Source organism: Nocardioides sp. URHA0020, assembly GCF_000620705.1.
GTDB lineage: Bacteria > Actinomycetota > Actinomycetes > Propionibacteriales > Nocardioidaceae > Nocardioides.
Window position 1 is genome coordinate 84,902 of sequence record NZ_KK211169.1, and the last position, 24,689, is coordinate 109,590.

Annotated in this window: 27 protein-coding genes; 13 read left to right on the forward strand and 14 right to left on the reverse strand. The window is 72.2% G+C overall.

What is annotated here, in order from left to right; all coding sequences use genetic code 11:
* The first annotated feature begins 328 nt into the window (after positions 1-328).
* Both galE and N542_RS0115220 read left to right on the forward strand, forming a co-directional pair.
* Entirely contained in the window at positions 329-1,333 is a 1,005-nt protein-coding gene (gene galE / locus N542_RS0115215) for a UDP-glucose 4-epimerase GalE (protein ID WP_028644660.1), read from the forward strand.
* Entirely contained in the window at positions 1,330-2,097 is a 768-nt protein-coding gene (locus tag N542_RS0115220) for an N-acetylmuramoyl-L-alanine amidase (RefSeq protein ID WP_028644661.1), read from the forward strand. The genes galE and N542_RS0115220 overlap by 4 nt, the downstream gene beginning before the upstream one ends.
* Here N542_RS0115220 and N542_RS0115225 read toward each other — a convergent pair.
* Positions 2,094-2,708: a TetR/AcrR family transcriptional regulator gene (locus N542_RS0115225; protein ID WP_028644662.1), complete on the reverse strand. Its 615-nt coding sequence runs from the start codon at positions 2,706-2,708 to the stop codon at positions 2,094-2,096. The genes N542_RS0115220 and N542_RS0115225 overlap by 4 nt on opposite strands.
* A 67-nt stretch (positions 2,709-2,775) precedes the next feature.
* On the reverse strand, positions 2,776-3,387 hold the full coding sequence (locus tag N542_RS25070; protein ID WP_036508140.1) for a TetR/AcrR family transcriptional regulator: 612 nt from the start codon (positions 3,385-3,387) through the stop codon (positions 2,776-2,778).
* A gap of 100 nt (positions 3,388-3,487) precedes the next feature.
* On the opposite strand from N542_RS25070, the gene N542_RS25075 reads away from it, so the two are divergent.
* Genes N542_RS25075 through N542_RS0115250 form a run of 4 tightly spaced genes read left to right on the forward strand, consistent with a single transcriptional unit; the run spans position 3,488 to position 6,316 of the window.
* Positions 3,488-4,360: a glucosyl-3-phosphoglycerate synthase gene (locus N542_RS25075; RefSeq protein ID WP_036508142.1), complete on the forward strand. Its 873-nt coding sequence runs from the start codon at positions 3,488-3,490 to the stop codon at positions 4,358-4,360.
* The gene (gene folP, locus N542_RS0115240) at positions 4,357-5,220 is read left to right on the forward strand and encodes a dihydropteroate synthase (protein WP_028644663.1); all 864 of its coding nucleotides are present in this window, start codon (positions 4,357-4,359) and stop codon (positions 5,218-5,220) included. The genes N542_RS25075 and folP overlap by 4 nt, the downstream gene beginning before the upstream one ends.
* A gap of 5 nt (positions 5,221-5,225) precedes the next feature.
* Positions 5,226-5,738: a hypothetical protein gene (locus N542_RS0115245; RefSeq protein ID WP_231482689.1), complete on the forward strand. Its 513-nt coding sequence runs from the start codon at positions 5,226-5,228 to the stop codon at positions 5,736-5,738.
* A complete protein-coding gene (locus N542_RS0115250) occupies positions 5,735-6,316 on the forward strand; it encodes a dihydrofolate reductase family protein (protein WP_036508332.1) in 582 nt (193 codons plus the stop codon). The genes N542_RS0115245 and N542_RS0115250 overlap by 4 nt, the downstream gene beginning before the upstream one ends.
* 172 nt (positions 6,317-6,488) lie before the next feature.
* Here the strand turns inward: N542_RS0115250 and N542_RS0115260 are convergent, their stop codons facing one another.
* Positions 6,489-8,069 (reverse strand): fatty acyl-CoA synthetase, encoded by a 1,581-nt coding sequence (locus N542_RS0115260; RefSeq protein ID WP_028644666.1) that lies wholly within the window; start codon positions 8,067-8,069, stop codon positions 6,489-6,491.
* A gap of 17 nt (positions 8,070-8,086) precedes the next feature.
* On the opposite strand from N542_RS0115260, the gene N542_RS0115265 reads away from it, so the two are divergent.
* Positions 8,087-8,980 carry an LLM class flavin-dependent oxidoreductase gene (locus N542_RS0115265; protein ID WP_231482690.1) on the forward strand — a complete coding sequence of 298 codons (894 nt, stop codon included), beginning with the start codon at positions 8,087-8,089 and terminating at the stop codon, positions 8,978-8,980.
* Between the two features lie 233 nt (positions 8,981-9,213).
* On the opposite strand, the gene N542_RS0115270 is transcribed toward N542_RS0115265, so the two are convergent.
* The 3 genes from N542_RS0115270 to typA are packed head-to-tail and all read right to left on the reverse strand — an operon-like array spanning position 9,214 to position 13,511.
* Positions 9,214-10,227 (reverse strand): TIGR03617 family F420-dependent LLM class oxidoreductase, encoded by a 1,014-nt coding sequence (locus N542_RS0115270; RefSeq protein WP_028644668.1) that lies wholly within the window; start codon positions 10,225-10,227, stop codon positions 9,214-9,216.
* Between the two features lie 7 nt (positions 10,228-10,234).
* Positions 10,235-11,617: an MFS transporter gene (locus tag N542_RS25080; RefSeq protein ID WP_051551863.1), complete on the reverse strand. Its 1,383-nt coding sequence runs from the start codon at positions 11,615-11,617 to the stop codon at positions 10,235-10,237.
* Positions 11,618-11,621: 4 nt separating this feature from the next.
* The gene (gene typA, locus N542_RS0115280) at positions 11,622-13,511 is read right to left on the reverse strand and encodes a translational GTPase TypA (RefSeq protein ID WP_028644669.1); all 1,890 of its coding nucleotides are present in this window, start codon (positions 13,509-13,511) and stop codon (positions 11,622-11,624) included.
* Between the two features lie 126 nt (positions 13,512-13,637).
* Here typA and N542_RS0115285 point away from each other — a divergent pair, with 126 nt between their 5' ends.
* From N542_RS0115285 to N542_RS25085, 3 genes are read left to right on the forward strand one after another with little or no spacing between them, the layout of a single operon-like run.
* Entirely contained in the window at positions 13,638-13,874 is a 237-nt protein-coding gene (locus tag N542_RS0115285) for a hypothetical protein (protein ID WP_028644670.1), read from the forward strand.
* 18 nt (positions 13,875-13,892) lie between these two features.
* Complete coding sequence (locus tag N542_RS0115290; RefSeq protein WP_028644671.1) at positions 13,893-14,363, forward strand: PPOX class F420-dependent oxidoreductase; 471 nt, start codon at positions 13,893-13,895, stop codon at positions 14,361-14,363.
* 53 nt (positions 14,364-14,416) lie between these two features.
* Entirely contained in the window at positions 14,417-15,733 is a 1,317-nt protein-coding gene (locus N542_RS25085) for a protealysin inhibitor emfourin (RefSeq protein WP_051551865.1), read from the forward strand.
* A gap of 87 nt (positions 15,734-15,820) precedes the next feature.
* Here N542_RS25085 and N542_RS0115300 read toward each other — a convergent pair whose 3' ends face one another.
* Together N542_RS0115300 and N542_RS0115305 are read right to left on the reverse strand one after the other, a co-directional pair.
* Positions 15,821-16,510 (reverse strand): aspartate/glutamate racemase family protein, encoded by a 690-nt coding sequence (locus N542_RS0115300; protein WP_028644672.1) that lies wholly within the window; start codon positions 16,508-16,510, stop codon positions 15,821-15,823.
* A gap of 166 nt (positions 16,511-16,676) precedes the next feature.
* Entirely contained in the window at positions 16,677-17,423 is a 747-nt protein-coding gene (locus N542_RS0115305; protein WP_028644673.1) for an SDR family NAD(P)-dependent oxidoreductase, read from the reverse strand.
* Between the two features lie 106 nt (positions 17,424-17,529).
* Here N542_RS0115305 and mshA point away from each other — a divergent pair, with 106 nt between their 5' ends.
* Together mshA and N542_RS25090 are read left to right on the forward strand one after the other, a co-directional pair.
* Positions 17,530-18,792: a D-inositol-3-phosphate glycosyltransferase gene (gene mshA, locus N542_RS0115310; RefSeq protein WP_442937472.1), complete on the forward strand. Its 1,263-nt coding sequence runs from the start codon at positions 17,530-17,532 to the stop codon at positions 18,790-18,792.
* Positions 18,789-19,316, forward strand: a complete 528-nt coding sequence (locus tag N542_RS25090) for a YbjN domain-containing protein (protein WP_036508144.1) — start codon at positions 18,789-18,791, stop codon at positions 19,314-19,316. Before mshA ends, N542_RS25090 begins: the two co-directional genes overlap by 4 nt.
* Here the strand turns inward: N542_RS25090 and N542_RS0115320 are convergent.
* From N542_RS0115320 to N542_RS0115335, 4 genes are all read right to left on the reverse strand, one after another.
* Positions 19,284-19,637 (reverse strand): DUF1304 domain-containing protein, encoded by a 354-nt coding sequence (locus tag N542_RS0115320; protein WP_028644675.1) that lies wholly within the window; start codon positions 19,635-19,637, stop codon positions 19,284-19,286. The genes N542_RS25090 and N542_RS0115320 overlap by 33 nt on opposite strands.
* 18 nt (positions 19,638-19,655) lie before the next feature.
* Positions 19,656-20,597: a DMT family transporter gene (locus N542_RS0115325; RefSeq protein WP_028644676.1), complete on the reverse strand. Its 942-nt coding sequence runs from the start codon at positions 20,595-20,597 to the stop codon at positions 19,656-19,658.
* Positions 20,598-20,707: 110 nt separating this feature from the next.
* Entirely contained in the window at positions 20,708-21,385 is a 678-nt protein-coding gene (locus N542_RS0115330) for a response regulator transcription factor (RefSeq protein ID WP_028644677.1), read from the reverse strand.
* Entirely contained in the window at positions 21,382-22,530 is a 1,149-nt protein-coding gene (locus N542_RS0115335) for a sensor histidine kinase (RefSeq protein WP_028644678.1), read from the reverse strand. Before N542_RS0115335 ends, N542_RS0115330 begins: the two co-directional genes overlap by 4 nt.
* A gap of 120 nt (positions 22,531-22,650) precedes the next feature.
* Here N542_RS0115335 and phoU point away from each other — a divergent pair, with 120 nt between their 5' ends.
* Positions 22,651-23,307, forward strand: a complete 657-nt coding sequence (phoU, locus tag N542_RS0115340; RefSeq protein WP_028644679.1) for a phosphate signaling complex protein PhoU — start codon at positions 22,651-22,653, stop codon at positions 23,305-23,307.
* A gap of 89 nt (positions 23,308-23,396) precedes the next feature.
* On the opposite strand, the gene N542_RS0115345 is transcribed toward phoU, so the two are convergent.
* Positions 23,397-24,140: a phosphoglyceromutase gene (locus N542_RS0115345; protein WP_028644680.1), complete on the reverse strand. Its 744-nt coding sequence runs from the start codon at positions 24,138-24,140 to the stop codon at positions 23,397-23,399.
* 1 nt (position 24,141) lies between these two features.
* Positions 24,142-24,684, reverse strand: coding sequence for a hypothetical protein (locus N542_RS0115350; protein WP_155993127.1), 543 nt, complete (start codon positions 24,682-24,684; stop codon positions 24,142-24,144).
* Between the last annotated feature and the right edge of the window lie 5 nt (positions 24,685-24,689).

Genomic DNA, 24,689 nt, shown 5'->3' on the forward strand with positions numbered 1-24,689 from the left:
GGTCTCGACGACGCTCGGCGCTAGCGCGCCTCCCTGCTCGACCACCGGGGGCTCCGGGTCTCGACGACGCTCGACCAGCGGGGGTGCGGGGGTCTCGACGACGCTCGGCGCTAGCGCGCCTCCCTGCTCGACCACCGGGGGCTGCCGGTCTCGACGACGCTCGACCAGCGGGGGTGCGGGGGTCTCGACGACGCTCGGCGCCAGCGCGCCTCCCTGCTCGACCACCGGAGCTCCCGGGTCTCGACGACGCTCGACCAGCGGGGCTCCTGGGTCTCGACGACGCTCGACCAGCGAGGCGGTGATCGGGCCTCCGCCGTAGGGTTGTCGCATGAAGATCCTGGTGACCGGCGGCGCCGGCTATATCGGTTCGACGACCGCGAAGGCGCTGGAGGCCGCGGGGCACACGCCGGTCATCCTCGACTCGCTGCTCACCGGGCCGCAGGCGTTTGTGCGCGACCGGATCTTCTACGAGGGCGACATCGGCGATCGGTCGCTGATCCGTCGTGTCGTCGACGAGCACCCCGACATCGACGCCACGATCCACATGGCGGCCCGGATCGTCGTACCGGAGTCGGTGGAGAAGCCCTACGACTACTACAAGGACAACGTCGCCAAGTCGCTCGAGCTCTTCGACGAGCTGAACGCGGTCGGCAAGCCGCGGGTGCTCTTCTCCTCGTCGGCGTCGCTCTACGCGACCAAGGAGAACTTCGAGGTCGTCGAGTCCGACCCGCTCGCGCCGCAGTCGCCGTACGCGCGCACCAAGGGGATGATGGAGCAGATCCTCATCGACATGGCCGCGGCCACGGACCTGCGGGCGATCATCCTGCGCTACTTCAACCCGATCGGCTCCGACCCGGATCTCGAGTCCGGGATCTACGCCAAGGAGCCCTCCCACGTGCTCGGCCAGCTGGTGATGGCCGCGCGTGGGCAGAAGGACTCCTTCACCATCACCGGCACCGACCTGCCCACCCGCGACGGCACCGGGATCCGCGACTACGTCCATGTCTGGGACCTCGCGAAGGCGCACGTGCGGGCGGTCGAGCGGTTCGACGCCGTGCTGGAGCAGGTCGGGGCTCCCAGCGTCGTGATCAACGTCGGCACCGGCTCCGGCGTGACCGTGCGCGAGCTGGTCGCCGCCTTCGAGGGCGTCTTCGGCCGCGACGTGCCGATCAGCGAGGCGCCGCCGCGTCCGGGTGACGCGGTCGGGGCGTTCGCCAACGTCGACCGGTCGGCGGAGCTGCTCGACTGGCACACCGAGCTCTCGCTCGAGGACGCGATCGCCTCCGCTCTCGCCTGGGGCGAGAAGCGCCAGGAGATCCTGGGCTACGAATGAGACGCGCAGCAGCACTCCTCCTGGCGCTCGCCGTCCTGAGCGGCCTCGCCGGGCCGGCGTACGCCGACCGCCCCACCGGACCCGCACGGGCGGCGAAGCCGCTGGCCGGTCGGGTGGTCGTCATCGACCCGGGCCACCAGCTCGGCAACGGGCGTCACCCGCGCCAGGTCAACCGGCTGGTGCCGGCCGGCGGGTCGCGCAAGCCCTGCAACACCACGGGGACGGCGACCAACGCCGGCTACCCGGAGGCGACCTTCGCGTGGAAGGTCGCGCTGAAGGTGCGCGCCCGTCTCGAGCGGCTCGGGGCCACCGTCCGGCTGACCCGCCACTCCAACTCCGTCAGGCGGTGGGGGCCGTGCGTCGACGTGCGCGGGCAAGCCGGCAACAGGCTGCGGGCCGACCTCAAGCTGAGCATCCACGCCGACGGCAGCTATGCGGCCGGCGCTCGCGGCTTCCACGTCATCGCGCCGGCCGACCGGCGCCCGTGGACCCACGACATCTACCGCTCGTCCTACCGCCTCGCCCGGGAGACCCGGTCCGCGCTGCGGCGCCACGGGCTGCACGTCGCCAACTACATCGCGGGCGGCGACGGGCTCGACGTCCGGTCGGACCTCGGCACCCTCAACCTCTCGGACGTGCCGACCGTGATGGTCGAGCTCGGCAACATGCGCGACTCCCGCGACGCGCGCCGGATGACGTCGGCGAAGGGACGCTCGACGTACGCCGCCGGCCTGGTCTCCGGGGTGCGCAGGTATCTCGACTAGCTGCCGGCGATGCCGCGCAGCACGATCGCGACGATGTCGTCGGCGCGCGTCTGGATCCAGGCGTCGTCGTCGCCGCGACCCTGGAGGCGGTCGGTGAGCGCGTCGACGACGGCGGAGCCGTAGATCGCCTCGGTGATCGCTCCGGTCGGGACGCCCTCGACCATCTCGCCGCGCTCGACGGCCCGACGGCAGATCTGCTCCACCGGTCGCCCGTGCACCTGGATGACGGCCGCCGAGAACGCGCCGAGCCGCTCGTGGGCGCTGGCCACGTCGAAGGTGACCCGCAGGGCCGCCCATCCGGCGGTCGAGTGGAACTGTCGCAGCAGGCTGAGCGCCAGGTGCCGCAGGTCGCCCGCCAGGGTCCCCGTGTCGGCCGTCGTGATCCCGATGCCGTGGTTGGTCACGGCATCGGTCAGCAGGGCGTCCTTGTCGGGCCAGCGCAGGTAGACCGTCGACTTGCCCACGCCCGCGCGTCGCGCGACGGCGTCCATCGTGAACCCGGCCCAGCCGTGCTCGGCGTACTCGTCGAGGGCGGCGGCGAGGATCTTGTCATCGGCTCCCGGCGTCCGGGGTCGGCCGCGACCGCGGCTCGGGTCGGTTCCGGGGCTCATGATTGATTGAAACATCAGACACCGGTCGTCGGATATGGCCCAGATGGCGTCTTTTGGCTGCTCGGCCCTAGCAGAGGCCCCGGGTCAGGACGCTCACGACGTTGTCCACCCGGCTGGTGAGCTCGGCGTCCGTGATCTCGGCGTGGTCGAGGCGGCACCCGAGGGTGTAGAACAGGGCCGCGCCGTAGATCAGGTCGGTGAGGGCGAGCGGCTCGACCTCGGTCAGCAGCTCGCCACGGCCACGGCCGCGCTCGAAGATCCCTTCGATGACGTCGCGGTGCACCCCGCTCACCTCTCGGGTGAACTGGCCCAGGGGCACGCTGGCGCTGGCGCTGTCGATGACCATCCGGAAGCCGGCCCAGCCCTGCGGTTCGGTGAACTCGCGGAAGACCGCGGTCGCCAGGGCGGTGAGGTCGCCGCTGAACGAACCCGTGTCGACCTGCGCGACCGTGCGGCTGCGCAGGCGCACGGCGTCGGTGAGCAGCGCGTCCTTGTCCGGCCAGCGCAGGTAGAGCGTCGACTTGCCGAAGCCCGCCCGCCGGGCGACGCCGTCCATGGTGAAGCCCGCCCAGCCGTGCTCGGTGTACTCCTCCAGGGCGGCCTGCAGGATCTTCTCCTCGGCGCCGGGGGCCCGGGGGCGACCGCGGCCACGGCGCGGCGGCTCCTCGCTCGACGTCATCCGATGATTGAAGCATCCGACAGCGGACGTCGGATATGACCCGTATGGCCCGTTTTCTCGCCTCGGATGGCCCTGTGGGGCCGTCGTCTACGCTCAGCGCGTGCCCCGACCCGTCCCGCCGTACGACGTCGAGAGCTGGGCCGGTCGCCACACGCACCACTGGGACGACTGGTCGCTCGACTCCCTGGTGGCGGCGAAGGATTCCCGGGTCGTCAGCCTCGTGGTCCCCGCCCGCAACGAGGCGGCGACCGTCGGCGACGTGGTCACCCAGGTGCGCTCCGCCCTCGTCGAGACCGTCGCCCTGGTCGACGAGATCGTGGTCATCGACTCGGACTCCACGGACGACACGTACGCCGTCGCGGCGGATGCCGGCGCGACCGTGCACCGGTCCGCCGAGATCCGACCCGACCTCGGCACCCGCCCGGGCAAGGGCGAGGCGATGTGGAAGTCCCTCTTCGTCACCTCGGGTGAGCTGATCGTCTTCATGGACGCCGACCTGGTCGACTGGGACACCCACTTCGTGCCGGGCCTGCTCGGGCCGTTGCTCGCCGACCCCGGCGTCGAGCTGGTCAAGGGCTTCTACGAGCGGCCGATGGGCTCGGGCGCCGATGCGGTGCCCTTCGAGGGCGGCCGGGTGACCGAGCTGGTCGCGCGTCCGCTGATCCGGCTGCTCTTCCCGGAGCTGGCGGGCCTGCACCAGCCGCTGGCGGGGGAGTGGGCGATCCGGCGCTCGCTCTTCGAGTTGCTCCGGGTCCCGCACGAGTACGCCGTCGAGCTGGCCGCCCTCGTCGACACGGAGCGCGCCCGCGGGCTCGAGGCGATCGCCCAGGTCGACCTCGGCGTACGCGCCCATCGGCACCAGTCGCTGCACGACCTCAGCGGCATGGCCACCCAGATCCTGGCCGCGGCCCTGGCCCGGGCCGGCGCCGGCCCGGCGGTCGAGGAGCGTCCGCCGGCGGTGGGCCTGCGATGACGTTGCAGCTGGGCCGGCACGCCTTCGCCGACGACGCGACCCTGATGATGGCGATCGTCAACCGCACCCCCGACTCGTTCTACGACCAGGGTGCGACGTGGGCCGAGGACAGCGCCTTCTCGCGGGTCGAGCTGGTGGTCTCCCAAGGTGCCGAGATCGTCGACATCGGCGGCATCAAGGCGGCGCCCGGCGTCGAGATCTCGGCGGCCGAGGAGATGTCGCGGGTCGTCGACTTCGTGGCGCGGGTGCGCGCGGCCTTCCCGTCGCTGGTCATCTCCGTCGACACGTGGCGCGCCTCGGTGGCCGCGGCGGTCTGCGCCGCCGGCGCCGACGTCGTCAACGACGCCTGGGGAGGTGCGGACCCCGAGCTCGTCGACGCGGCCGCGGAGGGTGGGGCGGCGATCATCTGCACCCACACCGGCGGGGCGACGCCGCGGACGCGGCCCTACCGGATCGAGTACGACGACGTCGTGGCCGCCGCGATCGCCGACACGGTCGCCTACGCCGCGCGGGCGATCGCCGCCGGAGTGTCGCCGGAGTCGGTCGTGATCGACCCGGCGCACGACTTCGGCAAGAACACCTTCCACTCCCTCGAGGTCACCCGCCGGCTCGGCGAGATGGTCGAGACCGGCTACCCGGTGCTGGTGTCGCTGTCCAACAAGGACTTCGTGGGCGAGACCCTCGACCAGCAGGTGGGGTCCCGACTCATCGGCACCCTGGCCGCGACCGCCGTGTGCGCGCTCGCCGGCGCCCGGATCTATCGGGTGCACGAGGTCGTGGAGACCCGCCAGACCGTCGACATGGTGTCGTCGATCGCCGGCCGCCGGCCCCCGGCGCGCGCGATCCGGGGGCTCCAGTGACGCGGGTGGTGCTGGTGCCGGGCGTGCTCGCGCTGCTGCCGGCGTACGCCTCGCTCGAGGACCCGGTGGCGGACCTGCGAGCCGCGTGCCTGGCCGCCGTGACGTGGCTCGGGCCGGACCCTGTGGTGCTGGCCGATGCGCAGGGTGCTCGGGTCGCGGCCGCGTTGCTGGCGGCCTGCACCGAGCCGCTGGTCGAGGCGCCAGGGCCTCTGGGCCCGAGCCTCGCCGCCACCGCCGAGGCGTCGTACCTCGTCGTCGGCAACGGCTCGGCCCGCCGGACGGAGAAGGCGCCCGGGCACCTCGACGAGCGAGCGGCGGCGTACGACGACGCGCTGCGGGCCGCGCTGACGTCGGGTGACGGCGACCTGCCCGACCTCGAGGTGGGCCGGAGCCTGCTCGCGTCGCTCGACGGCATCGACCGGCTGGCCGACCTGCTCCCGCCAGGTGTCGGGGCTCGGGTGGACTACGACGACGACCCCTTCGGGGTGCAGTACTGGGTGCTGAGGTGGCAGTGGTGAGGGTGCTGGTCGGGCCGGACACCGACGACCTCGGCGAGCTGTACGCCGCGCCGCGGCTCCCGTGGCTGCGGGTCAACATGGTGGGCAGCGTCGACGGCGCCGCGACGGGCGACTCCGGCAAGAGCGGGTCGCTCAACAACGCCGCCGACAAGCGGGTCTTCGACCACCTCCGCTCGGTCGCCGACGTGGTCGTCGTGGGCGCCGGCACCGCCCGCACCGAGGGCTACCGGCCGATCGATCGGCCGATCGTCGTGGTGAGCAGGAGCGATGAGGTGCCGGAGACCCTGCGCGGCGCGGCCCCGGGCCGGGTGCTGGTCGAGCGGGTCGACGACCCGGTCGCGTTCAAGCAGACGCTCGTCGCCCGCGGGTGGACCAGCATCCTGTGCGAGGGCGGCCCCACGCTGCTCGGCGACCTCCTGGCCGGCGGCGTCGTCGACGAGCTCTGCACGACGACGGTGCCGCGGCTGGTGGGCGGTGACCACCGACGGATCATCGAGGGACCGGCGGTCGACGTACCCCTGCGGCTGCACACGCTGCTGGAGTCCGAGGGCACCCTCCTCGCGCGCTGGTGGGTCTGAGTACCCCATGTTGGTGATGACGGGCGACCGGGCCGGTTCGTAGCGTCGTGGTATGTCCCGGAGACAGGCGACGGCCGATCAGCTCGTGTGGAGGTCCGTGCTCGCCCTGCTCGTGCTCGTCGTGCTGTGGACCGTCTTCGCGACGTCCCTCCACCGGGTCTGAGGCCGGACGTCAGTCCGCCTGGGCCGCCAGGTCGGCGTGCTCCGCGCGCAGCTGGCGCTTGAGGATCTTGCCCGACGGGTTCTTCGGGAGGGCCTCGACGACCACGACGTGCTTGGGCGTCTTGAAGCCGGCCAGCACCGAGCGGGTGTGCGCGATCACGGCCTCGGGGGTCAGTGACGCACCCGCCTTCGGTACGACGACCGCGGCGACCGCCTCGACCCAGCGCGGGTGGTCGACGCCGAAGACCGCGACCTCGGCGACCCCGTCGAGCAGGTAGATCGCCTCCTCCACCTCCCGGCTGGCGACGTTCTCCCCGCCGGTCTTAATCATGTCCTTCTTGCGGTCCACGACGTAGAGCCGACCGCCCTCGTCGAGGTAGCCCAGGTCGCCGGAGTGGAACCAGCCGCCGCGGAACGCCTCGGCCGTCTTCGCCTCGTCCCGGTAGTAGCCGAGGGTCGCGTGCGGCGAGCGATGCACGATCTCGCCGACGGTGCCCGCGGGCACCGGCTCGTCGCGGTCGTCGACGATCCGGGTCTCGACGTTGAGCGCGGCCCGGCCGGCCGAGCCGGGGTAGGTGAGCTGCTCCTCGGGACCCAGGATCGTGGCGAGCGGGGACATCTCGGTCTGTCCGTAGAAGTTCCAGAGGTCGACGTCGGGCAGGCGTCGGCGCATCTCCTCCAGCACCGCGACCGGCATCGGCGACGCGCCGTAGTAGCCCGTGCGCAGCGACGACAGGTCGGCGTCGTCGAAGTCGGGGTGACGCAGCAGGCCGATCCAGATGGTCGGCGGCGCGAAGAACTTCGTGACCCGGTGCTCCGCGATCGCCCGCAGGATCGCGCCCGGCTCCGGCGCCGGCAGGATGATGCTGGTCGCGCCGAGATAGACGTCGACGCCGAGGAAGCAGTCCAGCTGCGCGCAGTGGTAGAGCGGCATCGTGTGCAGCTCGACGTCGTCGGCGCGCATCCGGCCGTCGACCACGCACGAGACGTACTGCCACAGCAGCGACCGGCTCGACAGCAGCGCACCCTTCGGACGCGACTCCGTGCCCGAGGTGAACATCATCCGCACCGGGTCGTCGTCGCCGAGCACCACGGCGTACGGCGTGCCCGGGCGGTCGAGCCAGCCCCGGAGGTCGGACCAGCCCGTGGGGACGTCGCCGCCCGCCAGACGGACGACCGCCCGGGTGGTCACGGCCCCGGCCGTCGAGGCGAGCGCCTGCTCGGCCACGGGCAGAAGGCCGTCCTCCACCACGAACGCCGTCGCACCGCTGTGGTCCAGGATGAACGCGATCTCGTCGGCGCCGAGCATGAAGTTGACCGGCACCAGGACGACGCCCGCGCGGGCGCAGGCGAAGTCGAGCACGACGTACTGCCAGCTGTTGTGGCTCAGCAGGGCCAGTCGGTCGCCGACGCCGAGTCCTGCCTGCTGGAGGGCCGCCGCCGCCCGGTCCACGACCGCGTCGAGCTCGGCGAAGGTGAGCCGCACGTCGCCGTCGACGACGGCCGCCTTGTCGGGGGAGCGCTGCGCCGTACGACGAGGCAGGTCGCCCAAGGTCTGGTGGCGCGCCTGGTCGACGTGCGGCGAGGTCATGCCCGCACACTAGGGCCGTGGACGTTGGCATGACGTTGCCCGTGATGGAGCCCAACCTGTGGGTCGAGGGCCCCGCGACGCTCGAGGCGTGGGCGCGCGCGGTCGACGAGGGGCCATGGTCGTCGCTGTGCTGGGGCGAGCGGATGGCCTTCGACAACCCGCACTCGCTGACCCTGCTCGGTGCCGTCGCGGCCTGGACCCGGCGGGCGCGGCTGACCACCACGGTCGTCGTACCCCAGCTGCACGACCCGGTGTCGCTGGCCAAGGCGCTCGCGACCGGGGACCAGCTCTGCGGTGGTCGGCTCAGCGTGGGATTCGGGGTCGGCGGGCGCGAGGAGGACTACCGCGCCGCCGGGGCGCCGCTGACGTCGAGGACGATGGGCCAGATGGCCGACCGGGTGGCCGTCATGAAGCGGGTCTGGGCCGGGGAGAGGGTCACCGACTCGGTGCGGCCGGTCGGGCCGGCACCGGTGCAGCCCGGCGGACCTGAGCTGCTGGTGGGCACCCTCGGACCGCGCACGATCCGCAGCGCCGCGGCGTGGGCCGACGGTCTGGCCGGGATGTCGCTCGACCTCGACCTCGCCGAGATGGCCCGGGTGTTCTCGCTGACGCGGGAGGCATGGGCGGACGAGGGACGGCGTACGCCGCGGGTGACGACGTCCTTCTGGTTCGCGCTCGGGGATCCGGAGGAGGCCCGCCAGCAGGTCCGGCGGCACCTGCGCCACTACATGAACTGGATCCCCGGGCAGTACGTCGACGCCCTCGCCGCCACCGCCGGCTTCGCGGGCACGCGCGCCGAGCTGGGCGAGGTGCTGCGACGCATCGAGGACCTCGGCTGCGACGAGGTGCAGCTGATCCCGACGGACTCCGCGGTCGACCAGGTGCACCTGCTCGCCGAGGTGCTCTCCTGATCGAGGTCGTCGCCGGCTGAGGACGGCTCCGATCCGGGCTTGTGGCCTGGGTGGGCGGTCGGGTGCGGGGGTCTCGACGACGCTCGGGCCTGGCGGCCCTCACTGCTCGACCAGCGGGGCGGTCGGGTGCGGGGGTCTCGACGACGCTCGGGCCTGGCGGCCCTCGCTGCTCGACCAGCGGGGTGCCCGGCTGGGGGCCCTCACTGCTCGACCAGCGGGGTGGTGGGGTGCGGCTACAGCGCGCGCAACGAGCCGGCGAGGTCGGCGATCTGCTCCAGCGGTGGCTCGTAGCCCGGGAAGTAGCAGCACACCCGCTCGGCGACGTCCCCGAAGCGGCGACCGATCTCGGCGGCGCACTCCTCCGGGGTCCCGCGTACGGCGAGGGTCTCGAGCATCTCGTCGGTCACCAGCGCGAACATCGCGGCGAGGTCGCCGGTCTTCGACAGCCGGTTGAGCTCCGGCTGGACGTCGGCCCAGCCCTCCGCCTCGAGCACCGGCACGTACGCCGGGGTGGAGCCGTAGAACGCGAGCAGCCCGCGTACGCCGACCGAGGCCGCCGCGAGCTCCTCGTCCGTGCGGCCCATCGCCACGATCGCCTGGGGCAGGATCGAGAAGTCCTCGCGACGACGCCCGGAGCGGGCCAGCCCCTCGTCGACGGCCGGTAGCGTGCGCGAGCGGAAGTGCCGGTGGCTGTGGAACGGCATCACCAGCAGGCCGTCGGCCACCTCCGCAGCGGTCCGCGTCATCACCGGTCCGAGCGCACCCAGGAGCACCGGTGGGACGCCGTACCGGTTGGGGCCGGGCACGAACGTCGGCGGCATCAGCGTGTGCCGGGTGAACTCGCCCTCGAAGTGCAGCGGCGTCCCGTCCTGCCAGGAGCCGAGGATCGCCTTGGTCGCCAGCACGATCTCGCGCATCCGTGCCGCGGGCGGCGACCAGGTGGCGCCGTACCGCTTCTCGATGTGCGGCTTGATCTGCGAGCCCAGGCCGAGGCGGAAGCGACCGCCCGACATCAGGTGGAGGTCGTACGCCGTGTTGGCCAGGTGCATCGGGCTGCGGGGCATCGCGATCGCGACGTTCGTCATCAGGTCGACGTCGACCCCGGCCGCCGCGGAGGCCGCGAGCGGCAGGAAGACGTCGTGCGGGCCCTCGAAGGTGAACAGCCCGGCGATGCCGGTCCCGGCCAGCTCGCGGGCGCGGGGGACGGCCTGGTCGGGCGGGGCGTCGAGCTGGATGTCGAGGAGCACCCGCCGATCATGGCTGAATCGACGCGGTCTGTCTGGCAGTCCGCCGGTCGAGCACCACGGCACCGGCCGCCGCGAGCGCGAAGATCGACGACACGGTCAGGAGGGTCGCCCGGAAGCCGCGGTCCCCACCGCCGTACGCCGCCACCAGCGCAACGCTGAGGGCGCTGCCGATGGTGAACCCGAGGTAGCGCAGCACCTGGTTGAACGCCATCGCGCTGCCGGTCTCCGGCTGCGGCACGTGCGGCACCATCAGCACCGCGAGCGACGAGAACGTGAAGCCGCTGCCGACGCCGCCGATCGCCATCGCGAGCAGCAGCTGCCAGAGCCGGTCGTGGGCGAGGGCCAGCAGCATGGTGGACCCCAGGAACATCAGGCAGCCCGTCGGCAGCAGCAGTGCCGGGCCCAGCCGGGTGCGCACCACCCGGGCCAGCTGGTTGCCGAGCACGCTCATCACGGAGTACGGCACCAGGATCAGGCCGGCGACGATGACCGGCAGCCCGAGCCCGAACCCGGGCTCGTCGGCGCGGACCAGCACGACGGCCAGCGTGAGGAGCGAGTACATCCCCAGGCCGCCCACGAACGCCACCAGGTTGGGCGCCGCGATCCCGGGCAGCACCGCCATCCGGAGGTCGACCAGCGGCGTCGCGCTGCGCAGCGTCCAGCGGGCGAAGACCAGCAGCAGCACGGCGCCGGCGGCACCCAGGCCGATGGTGATCGGCGAGTCCCAGCCCCAGACCTCGCCCTCGCTGACGGCCAGCAGGACCGCGAGCATCCCGCTGCTCAGCAGCGCGGCGCCGGCCCAGTCGACGCGCATCGACGCGGCGTCGTCGCTCGCGGGCAGGTGGCGCCAGGCCATCGCGAGGGTCGCGGCGGCGAGGACGGTGCCGAGCCCGTACGCCGCGGGGAGCCCGCCCACCTCGGCCACGAGCGCGGTCAGCGGGTAGCCGAGCCCGGCACCGGCCACCGTCGTCACCGACAGCAGCGCGATGGCGCGGCTCATCCGCTCGCCGTCGAGTGCATCGCGCGCCACCGCGATCGCCAGTGGCAGCAGCGCCATGCCGACGCCCTGCATGGCACGACCGGCGACGAGGACGCCGTACGTCGAGGGGACGACCGCCAGGGCGGTGCCGGCCGTGACGACCATCAGCCCGGCCAGGATGGTGGGCCGTCGCAGCCGACCGCTCGCGAACCGGCCGACGACCGGGGTCGCCAGCGCGCCGGTGAGCAGCGTCGCGGTCAGCGACCACTGCGCCGTCGTCAGGCGGACGTCGTACGCCGCCGCGATGCTCGGCACCAGCGGTGCGCCGAGGCTGCTGACCACCGCCGTGATGGTGGTGAGCAGGGCCAGGGTGGGCAGCAGCAGACGCTGCTGCCCGCCCCGGGGTGTCAAGGAACTACTTGGACTTGCGGGCCCGCGACGCGATCTTGGCGCGCTCGTTCTGGTCGAGGATCACCTTGCGGATCCGGACCGACTCGGGCGTGACCTCGACGCACTCGTCGTCGCGGCAGAACTCCAGGCTCTGCTCCAGCGACAGCTTCTTCGCCGGGATCAGCTTCTCGAAGTTGTCGGAGGTGGCGGACCGGATGTTGGTCTGCTGCTTCTCCTTGGTGATGTTGACGTCCATGTCGTCGGCGCGGGAGTTCTCGCCGACGATCATGCCCTCGTAGACCTCGGTGGTCGGCTCGAGGAACATCACGCCGCGCTCCTGCAGCGAGGTCATGGCGTACGCCGTCGCGGCGCCCTTGCGGTCGGCGACGAGCGAGCCGTTGTTGCGCGAGCGGATCTCGCCGGCCCACGGCTCGTAGCCCTCGGAGATGCCGTGGGCGATGCCGGTGCCGCGGGTGTCGGTGAGGAACTGCGTCCGGAAGCCGATCAGGCCGCGGGCCGGGACGATGAACTCCATCCGGACCCAGCCGCTGCCGTGGTTGGTCATCTGCTCCATGCGGCCCTTGCGGGCGGCGAGCAGCTCGGTGATCGCGCCGAGGTACTCCTCCGGCGCGTCGATGGTCAGGCGCTCGACCGGCTCGTGGAGCTTGCCGTCGACCTCCTTGGTGACGACCTGCGGCTTGCCGACGGTCAGCTCGAAGCCCTCGCGCCGCATCTGCTCGACGAGGATCGCCAGCGCCAGCTCGCCGCGGCCCTGCACCTCCCACGCGTCGGGACGCTCGGTCGGGAGGATGCGCAGCGACACGTTGCCGACGAGCTCGGAGTCGAGGCGGTCCTTGACGAGGCGGGCGGTGACCTTCGAGCCCTTGATCCGGCCGACGAGCGGCGAGGTGTTGGTGCCGATGGTCATCGAGATCGCGGGCTCGTCGACGTGGATGAGCGGCAGCGCGACCGGGTTCTCGACGTCGGCGAGGGTCTCGCCGATCGTGATCTCCGGGATGCCGGCGATGGCGACGATGTCGCCCGGACCCGCGGACTCGCCGGGCTGGCGCTCGAGGCCCTCGGTGACGAGCAGCTCGGTGATCTTGACGTTCTTGACGGTCCCGTCGCGCTTCATCCACGCGACCTGCTGGCCCTTCTTCAGGGTGCCCTCGTGGACGCGGACCAGCGCGAGCCGGCCGAGGAACGGCGAGGCGTCGAGGTTGGTGACGTGCGCCTGCAGCGGCGCGCCCTCGGTGTACGTCGGGGCCGGGATGGTCTCGAGGATCGTCTTGAAGAGCGGCTCCAGGTCCGTGCCCTCGGGCATCGTGCCGTTCTCGGGAGCGGTGAGGCTGGCGATGCCGGCCCGGCCCGAGGCGTAGACGACCGGGAAGTCGAGCGCGTCCTGGCTGTGGCTCTCGTCGAGCAGGTCCATGAAGAGCTCGTAGGTCTCGTCGACGACCTCGGCGATGCGGGCGTCGCCACGGTCGGTCTTGTTGACCACCAGGATCACCGGCATGTCGGCGTTCAGCGCCTTGCGCAGCACGAAGCGGGTCTGGGGCAGCGGGCCCTCGGACGCGTCGACCAGCAGCACGATGCCGTCGACCATCGACAGGCCGCGCTCGACCTCGCCACCGAAGTCCGCGTGACCCGGGGTGTCGATGATGTTGATGACCATCGGCTGACCGCCGCCGGCCGGACCCGCGTAGTGCACCGCGGTGTTCTTCGCGAGGATCGTGATGCCCTTCTCGCGCTCCAGGTCGCCGGAGTCCATGACCCGCTCGGCCACGCTCTCGGCCTGGTGCTCGGTGAAGGCGCCGGCCTGGCGCAGCATCGCGTCGACGAGCGTCGTCTTGCCGTGGTCAACGTGGGCAACGATGGCGACGTTGCGGAGATCGGTGCGAGTGGTGGTCGACATGCGCGCTGCAGCATTCCGTTCGGGAGACGAGTGCGGCCCAAACGGGCCTCGTCGAGTCTAGTCGGGTCCGCGGCTTCGACCCGCATCGGTGATCTGGGCGCGACGTGCGGGTTTGCGCGGTCGACGGTGCAACCCGCCGCCGCTCGATACCCCGAGCAGCGCACGCCGCTGGCGCCCGGCTGCCGCTACCTGTGGACCCTCGCCGGGCTGGCGAAGGTCCGCGTCGGCAAGACCCGGGTCACCGCGCGCAGCTGGCGCTGGCCGGCGGACATCGTGTCGTGGGACAGCACGCAGCTGCGCTGGATCCAGGTCGTCGACAGGTCGGGTCTCCGGAGCAGGTGGCACCGGCTGCGGCTGCGCTGACCTGGGTACGGTGAGGAGATGCCTCGCATCGCCACCGCCGACCGCGTCGACCGGGACCAGCTGCTCGACTTCGTCCGCACCCGCCACCACCTGGTGCTGGTGACCACCCGGGCCGACGGGCGACCCCAGGTCTCCCCGGTCGCCGGCGGGGTGGACGCCGACGGGCGGATCGTCATCTCCACCTACCCCGACCGGGCGAAGGCGGTGAACCTGCGCCGCCGACCGGCCGCCTCCGTGCTGGTGCTCTCCGACGAGTGGGACGACGCGTGGGTCCAGGTGGACGGCGTCGCCGAGGTCCTGGACATGCCCGACCAGGCGGCCGAGGACGGGCTGGTCGAGTACTTCCGCTGCATCGCCGGCGAGCACCCGGACTGGGACGAGTACCGCGCCGCGATGCGCACGCAGGGCAAGTCGCTGATCAGGATCACGGTCGAGGGCTGGGGCCCGGTCGCGACCGGCGGCTTCCCGCCGGACCGCGCACCGTCGTGACGGGTGCGCCCGGCTGAGGATTGGGGTCGCTGCTCGGGTGGCACCCTGGTCACATGAGCCGCTGCCGGTTCGTGCCGCCGTACCTCCTCGCCCGGGTCGCTCCGCGGAGCCTCGTGGTGGACGAGGCGCTGCGCGCCGCCCGTACGGTCCCGGTCGCCACCCGGACGCCGGTGCTGGTCGCTCCGGCGCCCGCGTGGACCGTGCACACGGCCGCCGGCACGACCACGCTGCCGGGTCAGGTGGTCCGACCCGCCGGCTCCGCGGAGTCCGGGGACCCGGCGGTCGACGAGGCCGCCACCGGGATCACCGGTGCCCTGGCGCTCTTCGAGGAGGTCTACGGGCGGGCGTCGTACGACGGCGCGGGCGCGCCGGTCAGCCTGACCGTCCACTACGGGCAGGACTACGACAACGCGTTCTGGGACGGCACCCAGCTGGTCTTCGGGGACGGTGACGGCCGGGTCTTCGGACGGTTCACCGAGCCCGTCGACGTCCTCGGGCACGAGCTCACGCACGCCGTGACCGAGCACACCGCCGGGCTCGTCTACCGCGACCAGCCCGGCGCCCTCAACGAGTCGGTCTCCGACGTCTTCGCGGCCTGCCTCAAGCAGCGGCTGCTCGGCCAGACCCCCTCGGACGCCGACTGGCTCATCGGTGCCGGGATCTTCGTGCCGGGCATCCAGGCCCGGGCCCTGCGCGACATGGCCGCCCCCGGCACGGCGTACGACGACCCGGCGCTGGGGCGCGATCCCCAGGTCGGACACCTCGACGACTACGTCTCCACCTCGGACGACAACGGTGGGGTGCACCTCAACTCCGGTATCCCCAACCGCGCCTTCCAGCTGGCCGCCGTCGCCGTCGGCGGCTCGACGTGGGAGGGCGCCGGACGGATCTGGTACGCCGCGCTCACCAGCGGGGCGGTCGGCCCCGAGTCGGACTTCGCCGCCTTCGCCGGGGCCACCGTGGCCGCTGCCGGCTCCCAGGCCGACGCCGTCGGCTCGGCCTGGGAGGCCGTGGGGGTGACGCCGGGCGGTGCCGCCACCGCGCCCCCGGGCGGACCGGTGGTGGTGGACCCGGCCCGCCGCGTCGTCGTACGCCGCACCGGTGGCTTCGCCGGTCTCCGGGCCAGCGGCGAGCTCGACCTCGCGGGCGACGACCCGCGCGTCCCCGAGGTCGTCGCGCTGGTCGACCGGGTGGACCTGCGTGCCCTCACCTCCGAGCCACCGCACCCCGACCGCTACGTCTACGCCTTCGACCTCTGCGGCGACCGCGCGACCGTCCCCGAGCAGGGCCTCACCCCCGACCTGCGCCGGCTCGCCGACCTGGTGCTCGAGCCCGGTCGGACGGATCCCCGCGGCCCCGCCTGGAGCTAGCCCCGCCCGAGGGGTAGTCCCTGACGATCGCGGGGTCTGTGGAGCGCATCGACCCCGGAAACGTCAGGGACTACCCCGGCGATCCGACTATGCCAGCGCGCGGTCCAGGGCAGCGGCCACGTGGAGGGCGGTGCCGGGGAAGACCGGGATGTCGGCATCCGCCTGCTTGACCAGGAGCTCGAGCTCGGTGCAGCCGAGGATGACCCCGCCGGCACCGGCGTCCCAGAGCTCGTCGATGAGCTCGACGACGGTACGCCGCGAGCTGTCGAGCACCTTGCCGTGGACCAGCTCGTCGTAGATCACCGCGTTGAGCGGCGCGTGGTGCCGAGTGTCCGGCACGTGCACGGTCAGGCCGTGCGAGGCGATCCGGTCGGTGAAGAACGTGCGGGACATGGCGAAGGTCGTCCCGAGGAACCCCACGGACTCCAGGCCCTTCGCCCTGCACTCGGCGGCGACCACGTCGGCCAGGTGGAGGAGCGGGATGTCCACGGCCTCGGCGACCTGGTCGGCGACGCGGTGGAAGGTCGTCGTGCACAGCAGCAGGAAGTCCGCGCCGCCGGCCTCGACCCCGCGGGCGGCAGTGGAGAGGATGGCGGCGACGTCGTCCCACCGCTCCTGCTCCTGCAGTGCGGTGACCTCGGCGAAGTCCACCGACGCCAGTACGCTGCGCGCCGACGAGAGGCCGCCGACGCGGGCCTCGACGCCTCGGTTGAGCTCCTGGTAGTAGACCGCGCTGCTCTCCCAGCTGAGGCCCCCGACGAGTCCGATCGTCTGCATGGCCGTCAGTGTGGCAGAACGTCCGGGCGGCAGCCGCTTGCTCCCGGCACGCCCGCCGCGAGCTCCGCGCTCGGTCGTGACCACCAGGTCTCGACACGCCCGTCGCGACCTCCTTCGTCGGTCCCGGGGCTTGCTCGACCTCCACCGCTGCAGCCCTTCGCTGCGCTCAGGGCTGGCGGTGGACCTTGTGCTGGGCGGCCTGGGCGCGCGGACGGATCACCAGCTCGTCGATGTTCACGTGCGCGGGGCGCGTGACCATCCAGGTGATCGCGTCGGCGATGTCCTCGGCGACGAGCGGCTCCGCGACCCCGGCGTACACCGCCTCGGCCTTGGCCCGGTCGCCCTCGAAGCGTACGAGCGCGAACTCGTCGGTCTTGACCATGCCGGGGGCGATCTCCATGACCCGGACCGGCTGGTCCCACAGCTCGAGCCGCAGCGTCTCGGTGACGACCTGGGTGCCGTGCTTGGCGGCCGTGTAGCCGCCGCCGCCCTCGTAGGCGACCCGGCCGGCGGTCGAGCCCACGTTGACGATGGCGCCCGCACCGGTGGCGACGAGGGCGGGCAGCAGCGCCCGGGTGACCTGGACCAGGCCGATCACGTTGACCTCGTACATCTGGCGCCACTCGTCGCTGTCGGCCCCGGACACCGGGGAGGCGCCGTACGCGCCGCCGGCGTTGTTGACCAGGACGTCGAGCCGCTCGCCGACCGCCGTGGCCAGGGCCGCGACGGACTCCTCCGAGGTGACGTCGCACTCGACCGCCGTACCGCCGATCTCGGCGGCGAGCGCCTCGATCCGGTCGCGCCGGCGGGCGGCGCAGAAGACGTGGTAGCCGGCGGCGGCGAGCTGACGGGCGGTGGCCGCGCCGATGCCGCTGCTGGCTCCGGTGACGACGGCGGTCCTCTGGGTGCTCATGGTTCCATTGTCGACGACCGGGTCCGAGCTCGTGCGCGGTGGTCCGGGAATCAAAAGCCCGGGGTGGGCGTTCACCCGAGTCGGACCAGTCGTCAACGAATCCGAGGTGTCCGTGGAGCCGATGCGCCGTGTGGCGATGGTCAGCCTGCACACCTCCCCGCTCGACCAGCCGGGCACCGGTGACGCGGGGGGCATGAACGTCTACGTCATCGAGCTGGCCCGGCGGATGGCCGCCCGCGGCATCGAGGTGGACATCTTCACCCGCGCCACCAGCTCGCTGCTCGACCCGGTCGTCTCGGCTGGGGACGGCGTCCGGGTGCGCCACATCCACGCCGGCCCGTTCGAGGGGCTGAGCAAGGGCGAGCTGCCCGGCCAGCTCTGCGTCTTCGCCCGCGAGGTGCTCCGCGCCGAGGCCTCGCAGCCGGTCGGGCACTACGACGTGGTGCACTCCCACTACTGGCTCTCCGGCCAGGTCGGCGCGCTGGCCCGCGACCGCTGGGGCGTGCCGCTGGTCCACTCGATGCACACCATGGCGAAGGTCAAGAACGCCGCGCTCGCGCTGGGCGACACCCCGGAGCCGGACGCGCGGATCATCGGCGAGGAGCAGGTGGTGGAGGCGGCCGACATGCTGATCGCCAACACCGAGCTCGAGGCCCGCCAGCTGATCGACCTGTACGACGCCGAGCCCGCTCGCGTCGAGGTCGTGCACCCCGGCGTGGACCTCGACGTCTTCCGGCCGTACGACCAGGCCACCGTCCGCGCCGAGCTCGGGCTGCCGGCCGACGCCGCCGTGCTGCTGTTCGCCGGGCGCATCCAGCCGCTCAAGGCCCCCGACGTGCTGCTGCGCGCCGTCGCCGAGCTGCTCAGCCAGTCACCCGAGCTGCGGTCGCGGCTCGTCGTACCCGTCGTGGGTGGGCCCTCCGGCAGCGGGCTCGAGCACCCCGAGTCGCTCGCCCAGCTGTCGTCCGAACTCGGCCTGGACGGTGTGGTGCGGTTCGTCCCGCCGGTCGCGCAGGACCAGCTCGCCCGGTGGTGCTCGGCGGCCACCCTGGTCGCCGTACCGTCCTACAACGAGTCGTTCGGCCTGGTCGCCGCCGAGGCGCAGGCGACCGGCACCCCGGTCGTCGCGGCCGCCGTCGGCGGACTGACCACCGTCGTCCGCGACGGCCACAGCGGCCTCCTCGTCGACGGCCACGAGCCGCGCGCCTGGGCCGCTGCGCTGCGCCGGGTCGTCGAGGACGACGCGCTGCGTCTCCGGTTGGAGGGCGGTGCGCTCGAGCAGGCCCGGCAGTTCTCGTGGGAGCGCACGGCCGAGCGCACGCTCGCCGTCTACCAGCAGGCCCGGGCCGAGCTGCGGGAGACGGTGTGACGGACCCCAAGCAGGTCATCCGCGACCACCTGAGCGCCACCGAGGTGGAGTACGACGAGGCCACCGAGGGCGTCTTCTCGTTCTCGCTCCCGGGGGACAAGAAGCTCCAGACCGCGGTCCGTCTCGACGTCGGCCAGCACGCGCTCGGCGTGCACGCGTTCGTCTGCCGCAAGCCCGACGAGGAGCACGAGCGGGTCTACCGCTGGCTGCTCGAGCGCAACCTGAAGATGTACGGCGTCGCCTTCGCCGTCGACCGGCTCGGCGACATCTACCTCGACGGCCGGCTGCCGCTCGCCGCCGTCACCCCCGAGGAGCTCGACCGGCTGCTCGGCTCGGTGCTGACGTACGCCGACGAGTCCTTCAACACCATCCTCGAGCTCGGCTTCGCCAGCTCGATCCGCAAGGAGTGGGAGTGGCGCAAGCTGCGCGGCGAGCCCACCCACAACCTCGAGGCCTTCCGTGGCTGGCTCGAGGCGGGCGACGACGCGGCCTCACCAGGCGAGCAGGACGGCTCCGAGCGCTAGCAGCGCCGGGACCGCCTGGACGACCAAAATCCGCGAGCTGACGGTGATCGCGCCGTACACCCCGGCCACGATCACGCAGACCAGGAAGAACACGCAGACGTCGTACCGCTGCGCGACCAGCCCCCAGACCAGGCCGGCGACCAGGAAGCCGTTGTAGAGGCCCTGGTTGGCGGCGAGCACCTTGCTCGCCTCGGCGAACTCCGGGGTGTTGCCGAAGGTGCGGCGCCCGAGCGGCTTGGTCCAGAGGAACATCTCGAGGACCAGGAAGTAGAGGTGGAGCGCGGCCACCAGACCGACGAGTACGTATGCGACGACGTCCATGCGGAGCAGCATGACGCATCAGGCAGGTGGCGTGGCCTCCTGCGCCACGGTGCGCGGCTTGCGACGGGCCACGGCCACGCCGACGAGGGCGAGCGCACCGCCGACGTACGCCATCGCCGGCGGCGCCTCGTCGAGGAAGATCACGCCCATCACGATGGTGATCGGCGGGACCAGGTAGGTCGTGATGCCGAGGTTGCTGGCGCTCATGTGCTTGAGAGCGAAGGCGTACGTCGTGAACGCGATCGCCGTGGGGAAGACCCCGAGGTAGACGACCCAGAGCACCGAGGAGGTCGGCGCGTCACGGGTCTGGTCGACCAGCTGCCCGGCGAAGGGCAGGCAGGCGATCGCGCCGATCGTGCAGGCCAGCCAGGTCACGTGGATCGCGGGCAGCTTGGCGACGAGCGGCTTCTGCAGGATCAGGCTGACGGAGTAGACCGCGGCCGAGACCAGGCAGAGCAGGACGCCGATGACGTCGTGGTCGCTGGACTCCCCGGACGACAGGCTGATCAGCCCGACGCCGGTGAAGGCGAGGGCGAGGCCCAGGCCGATGTAGATCGTGAACCTCTCGTTGAGGAAGATCGCCGCGAGCACGGCGATCAGCACCGGCGACACCTGGATCAGCATCGCGGCGGTGCCCGCGTCGACGCGGCGCTCGCCGGCGTTGAGCGCGATGTTGTAGACGCCGAACCACAGCACGCCGATGGTGACCAGCGAGACCCACTGGCCCCTGCTCGGGTGCGGGACGCCCTGGGTCGCCAGCGCGACGACGCCGAGGCAGAGCGCGCCGACCAGCGTCCGGCCGAGCGAGAGCGCGCCGGGGGAGAGGTCCTCGCCGAGGTGCCGGATCGCGACGAACGCCGACGCCCAGAAGACCAGCGTGATCGCCACCGCCGTCACCGGCAGCCAGGTGGGGGTGGCCGTCGCTGCGGGCGTGGTCGGGGGCGTCGCCGTACTCGTCACCCACTCAGCCTAGAGACGTGCACCGACGGCGGACACGCGGGTTTCGGACGTCGATGCGCGATCCGCTGCCAGATCGTCCCGGGCGGCGTCCCACCCTCCGCGCACTCGGCTCAGAGATCGAGCTTGTAGCCGAGCCCGCGCACGGTGACGAGGTACTTCGGCTCGCCCGGGTCGGGCTCGATCTTGGCGCGCAGCCGCTTCACGTGGACGTCGAGGGTCTTGGTGTCACCGACGTAGTCGGAGCCCCAGACGCGGTCGATCAGCTGGCCGCGGGTGAGCACCCGGCCGGGGTTGCGCAGGAACATCTCCAGCAGCTCGAACTCCTTGAGCGGCAGCCGCTGCGCCGAGCCGTCGACGGTGACGACGTGACGCTCCACGTCCATCCGCACCGGCCCGGCCTCGAGGGTGGGCGGCGCGAGGTCCGGCTCCTGCCCGCGTCGCAGCACGGCGCGGATCCGGGCCACCAGCTCGCGCGGCGAGTAGGGCTTGGTGACGTAGTCGTCGGCGCCGAGCTCGAGGCCGACGACCTTGTCGACCTCGTCGTCCTTCGCGCTGACCATGATCACCGGCACGCTGGAGGTCTGCCGGATCTGCCGGCACACCTCGGTGCCGGGGATGCCCGGAAGCATCAGGTCGAGCAGCACGATGTCGGCCCCGTTGCGGTCGAACTCCACCAGGGCGGAGTTGCCGTCGGCGGCGATCGCCACCTCGAAGCCCTCCTTGCGCAGCATGTAGGCGAGCGCCTCGCTGTAGCTCTCTTCGTCCTCTACGACGAGTACGCGGGTCACCGGTATTCCTCCTGGCTCTCCCTGACGGAGAGATAGCGGGGGAGGCTCAAGGTGAACGTAGACCCTTGACCCTCGACGGACCACACATTGACGTCCCCGCCGTGCGAGGCGGCGACGTGCTTGACGATGGACAGGCCGAGGCCGGTGCCACCGGTGGAGCGGTGCCGGGCGGGGTCGACCCGGTAGAAGCGCTCGAAGATCCGGTCGATCTCCTCGGTCGGGATGCCGATGCCCTGGTCGACCACCGAGACCGAGACGCTGGAGTCGTCGGCCTTCGTCGAGACCAGCACCGTGGACCCGGACTCCGAGTACGAGACGGCGTTGGCCACGAGGTTGGAGATCGCCGCGGTGACCTGCTCGCTGTTGCCGAGGACCTCGACGCCCTTGACGCCGCTGGTCACCACCGCGATGTGCTTGGAGACCGCGTCGATCGCACTGGTGTCGACGGCGACCTCGATCGCGTCGTCGAGGGAGACCGGGATCGGGGCCTCGAGCGGGTCGTCCCCCTGGAGCCGCGACAGCTCGATGACCTGCTGCACGAGCCGCGAGAGCCGCTCGCTCTCGATCAGCATCCGGTCGGAGAACCGCTTGACGGCCTCGGGGTCCTCGGAGGCCTCGTGCACCGCCTCGGCCAGCAGCCGGATGGCGCCGACCGGGGTCTTCAGCTCGTGGCTCACGTTGCCCACGAAGTCACGGCGTACCGCCTCGACCCGACGCTCGCGGGTGCGGTCCTCGACCAGGGCGAGCACGAGGCGCGCACCGAGCGGGGCGACCCGGGCGGTCACGTGGCGCGAGGGCACCCCGGGACGGGCCATCACCAGCTCGGTCTCGCGGATCTGCCCGTCACGGCGTACCTGCTGGACCAGGGTGGCGAGCTCGGAGGAGACCAACGACTGCCCGCGGACCAGGCCCATCGCGTACGCCGGCGCGGAGGCCTTGAGCACGGTGTCGCTGTCGTCGACCACGACGGCGCTGCTCTTGAGCACCGAGAGGACCGCGGCGACACCGGCCGGTACGACGGGCTCGTCGGTCGTGACTCCCGTGCCATGCTGTTGCCGGTCGCTGACGTGCCACGCGAGCACCGCTCCGCCGGCGACGACGGCGCCGATGATGGCGGCGATGAACGCCTGCGTCGTCGAGTCCACACGTGAATCGTACGAGGGAATTCAGCGGGAGTTCGCCCGGGAGGCGGGGGCTTCCGAACGTTCATCCCTCGTTCACGTCACAACCCCGGCTGTCCACCTAGCATGCCTAGGGTCTGCGTCATGCGAGAGGCATTCCACGAACAGCTCGACGGCATCTTCATCGACCTGGCTGCGATCTGCGGCGACGTCGAGGTCGCCGTACGGCTTGCGACCCAGGCCCTGCTCACCGGCGACGCCGAGATCGCCGAGAAGGTGATCAGCGCCGACATCGAGGTCGACCGGTCCCGCGAGCGCGTCGAGGACTCCGCCTTCCTCCTGCTGTCGCTGCAGCAGCCGGTCGCCAGCGACCTGCGGACCGTCGTCGCCGCGCTGCGCATGGTCAGCGAGCTCGAGCGGATGGGCGACCTGTCGGTGCACGTCGCCAAGATCGCCCGGCTGCGGGTGCCCAACCTTGCCGTGCCCACCGACGTCGTCCCGATCATCGAGCGGATGGCGCAGGTCGCCGAGGACATGGTCGGCCGGGTGTCGCGGATCATCACCGACCGCAACGTCGACGACGCGCTCGCGCTCGTGCACGCTGACGAGGAGATGGACCAGCTGCGGCGCAAGAGCTTCGCCGAGCTGCTCTCCACCGACTGGGACCACGGCGTCGAGGCCGCGGTCGACGTGGCCCTGCTGGGTCGCTACTACGAGCGGATCGCCGACCACGCGGTCTCGGTCGCCAACCGGGTCGTCTTCGTCGTCACCGGCGAGAACCCGCGCTCCGTCATCGGCTGAGGCTCCACCGTCGGGGTAGTCCCTGACGAAACGGGCCCCTGGCGGCGGTGTTGTCCCCGCAAACGTCAGGGACTACCCCGGTACGGCGCTCAGCGACCCTGGTTGGCGACGGCGGCGGCAGCGGCCGCAGCGGCCTCGGGGTCGAGGTAGGTGCCACCGGGGACGGTCGGCCGGAGCGACTCGTCGAGCTCGTAGACCAGCGGCATGCCGGTCGGGATGTTGAGCCCGGCGATGTCCTCGTCGCTGATCCCGTCGAGGTGCTTCACCAGCGCTCGCAGGCTGTTGCCGTGGGCAGCGACGAGCACGGTGCGGCCCGAGCGCAGGTCGGGCACGATCGCCGAGTCCCAGTACGGCAGGAAGCGCGCGATCACGTCCTTGAGGCACTCGGTGCGGGGCAGCTCGGCGCCGAGGTCGGCGTACTGCGGGAGCCCGGCCTGGGAGAACTCGCTGTCGTCGTCGAGCGGCGGCGGCGGCACGTCGAAGGAGCGGCGCCAGAGCATGAACTGCTCCTCGCCGTACGCCTCGAGCGTCTCCTTCTTGTTCTTGCCCTGGAGCGCGCCGTAGTGGCGCTCGTTGAGGCGCCACGAGCGGCGCACCGGGATCCAGTGCCGGTCGGCGCCGTCGAGCGCCGTGGCCGCCGTGTTGATCGCGCGGCGCAGCAGCGAGGTGTGGACGACGTCGGGGAGCACGCCGGCGTCGCGCAGCAGCTCACCGGCGCGGACCCCCTCGGCGCGGCCCTTGTCGTTGAGCGGGACGTCGACCCACCCGGTGAAGAGGTTCTTGGCGTTCCACTCGCTCTCGCCGTGGCGGAGCAGGACCAGGGTGTACGTCACGTCACTCCTCGATCTCGACGGCTGCGGGCTTGCACTCGTCGGCGGGCGTCGGGGTCTCCGCCGACTTGTCGAGGCCGGAGTACTCGTAGCAGTCGGCGACCGCCGGGATGTCGAGCCGGGTGGTGCTCCCGTCGCCGAAGGTGAACTCCAGCGTCAGGAAGTCGCCGGCCCCGAAGTCGCCGGTGATGGTGACGGGGGTGTCGGCGTCGGCCAGGTTGACGTACCCGCCGGGGGCGAGCTCGATCGGCGTGAAGCCCTCGACCTTGAGGGCGGCGTCGTCGCCGGCACCCGCGATCGCGGTGACCTTCTCCGGCTCCTTGGCCTTGTTGTTGGCGAAGGTCGTGACCAGCGTCCCGGACCCTTCCTCGGCGCTCACGACGACCGAGCCCAGCACGTCGACCTTGGTGTCCTGGTCGTTGGTGCCGGTGCCCGGCGTGTAGACCCGGTCGGTCGCGTAGTCGAAGCCGCAGGAGGACAGCACCGGGGCGGCGAGCAGGAGCGCTCCCGCGGCGGCGAGCAGGCGAGCGGTACGGCGAAGCTGCATCTTCA

What these genes read in the sequence shown, in the direction of transcription:
- N542_RS0115350 (WP_155993127.1), bottom strand. Translation starts at nt 24,684, where the DNA reads ATGCAGCTTCGCCGTACCGCTCGCCTGCTCGCCGCCGCGGGAGCGCTC.
- N542_RS0115225 (WP_028644662.1), bottom strand. Translation starts at nt 2,708, where the DNA reads ATGAGCCCCGGAACCGACCCGAGCCGCGGTCGCGGCCGACCCCGGACG.
- N542_RS25070 (WP_036508140.1), bottom strand. Translation starts at nt 3,387, where the DNA reads ATGACGTCGAGCGAGGAGCCGCCGCGCCGTGGCCGCGGTCGCCCCCGG.
- N542_RS0115305 (WP_028644673.1), bottom strand. Translation starts at nt 17,423, where the DNA reads ATGAGCACCCAGAGGACCGCCGTCGTCACCGGAGCCAGCAGCGGCATC.
- N542_RS0115320 (WP_028644675.1), bottom strand. Translation starts at nt 19,637, where the DNA reads ATGGACGTCGTCGCATACGTACTCGTCGGTCTGGTGGCCGCGCTCCAC.
- N542_RS0115300 (WP_028644672.1), bottom strand. Translation starts at nt 16,510, where the DNA reads ATGCAGACGATCGGACTCGTCGGGGGCCTCAGCTGGGAGAGCAGCGCG.
- N542_RS25085 (WP_051551865.1), top strand. Translation starts at nt 14,417, where the DNA reads ATGAGCCGCTGCCGGTTCGTGCCGCCGTACCTCCTCGCCCGGGTCGCT.
- phoU (WP_028644679.1), top strand. Translation starts at nt 22,651, where the DNA reads ATGCGAGAGGCATTCCACGAACAGCTCGACGGCATCTTCATCGACCTG.
- typA (WP_028644669.1), bottom strand. Translation starts at nt 13,511, where the DNA reads ATGTCGACCACCACTCGCACCGATCTCCGCAACGTCGCCATCGTTGCC.
- N542_RS0115260 (WP_028644666.1), bottom strand. Translation starts at nt 8,069, where the DNA reads ATGACCTCGCCGCACGTCGACCAGGCGCGCCACCAGACCTTGGGCGAC.
- folP (WP_028644663.1), top strand. Translation starts at nt 4,357, where the DNA reads ATGACGTTGCAGCTGGGCCGGCACGCCTTCGCCGACGACGCGACCCTG.
- N542_RS0115220 (WP_028644661.1), top strand. Translation starts at nt 1,330, where the DNA reads ATGAGACGCGCAGCAGCACTCCTCCTGGCGCTCGCCGTCCTGAGCGGC.
- N542_RS0115290 (WP_028644671.1), top strand. Translation starts at nt 13,893, where the DNA reads ATGCCTCGCATCGCCACCGCCGACCGCGTCGACCGGGACCAGCTGCTC.
- galE (WP_028644660.1), top strand. Translation starts at nt 329, where the DNA reads ATGAAGATCCTGGTGACCGGCGGCGCCGGCTATATCGGTTCGACGACC.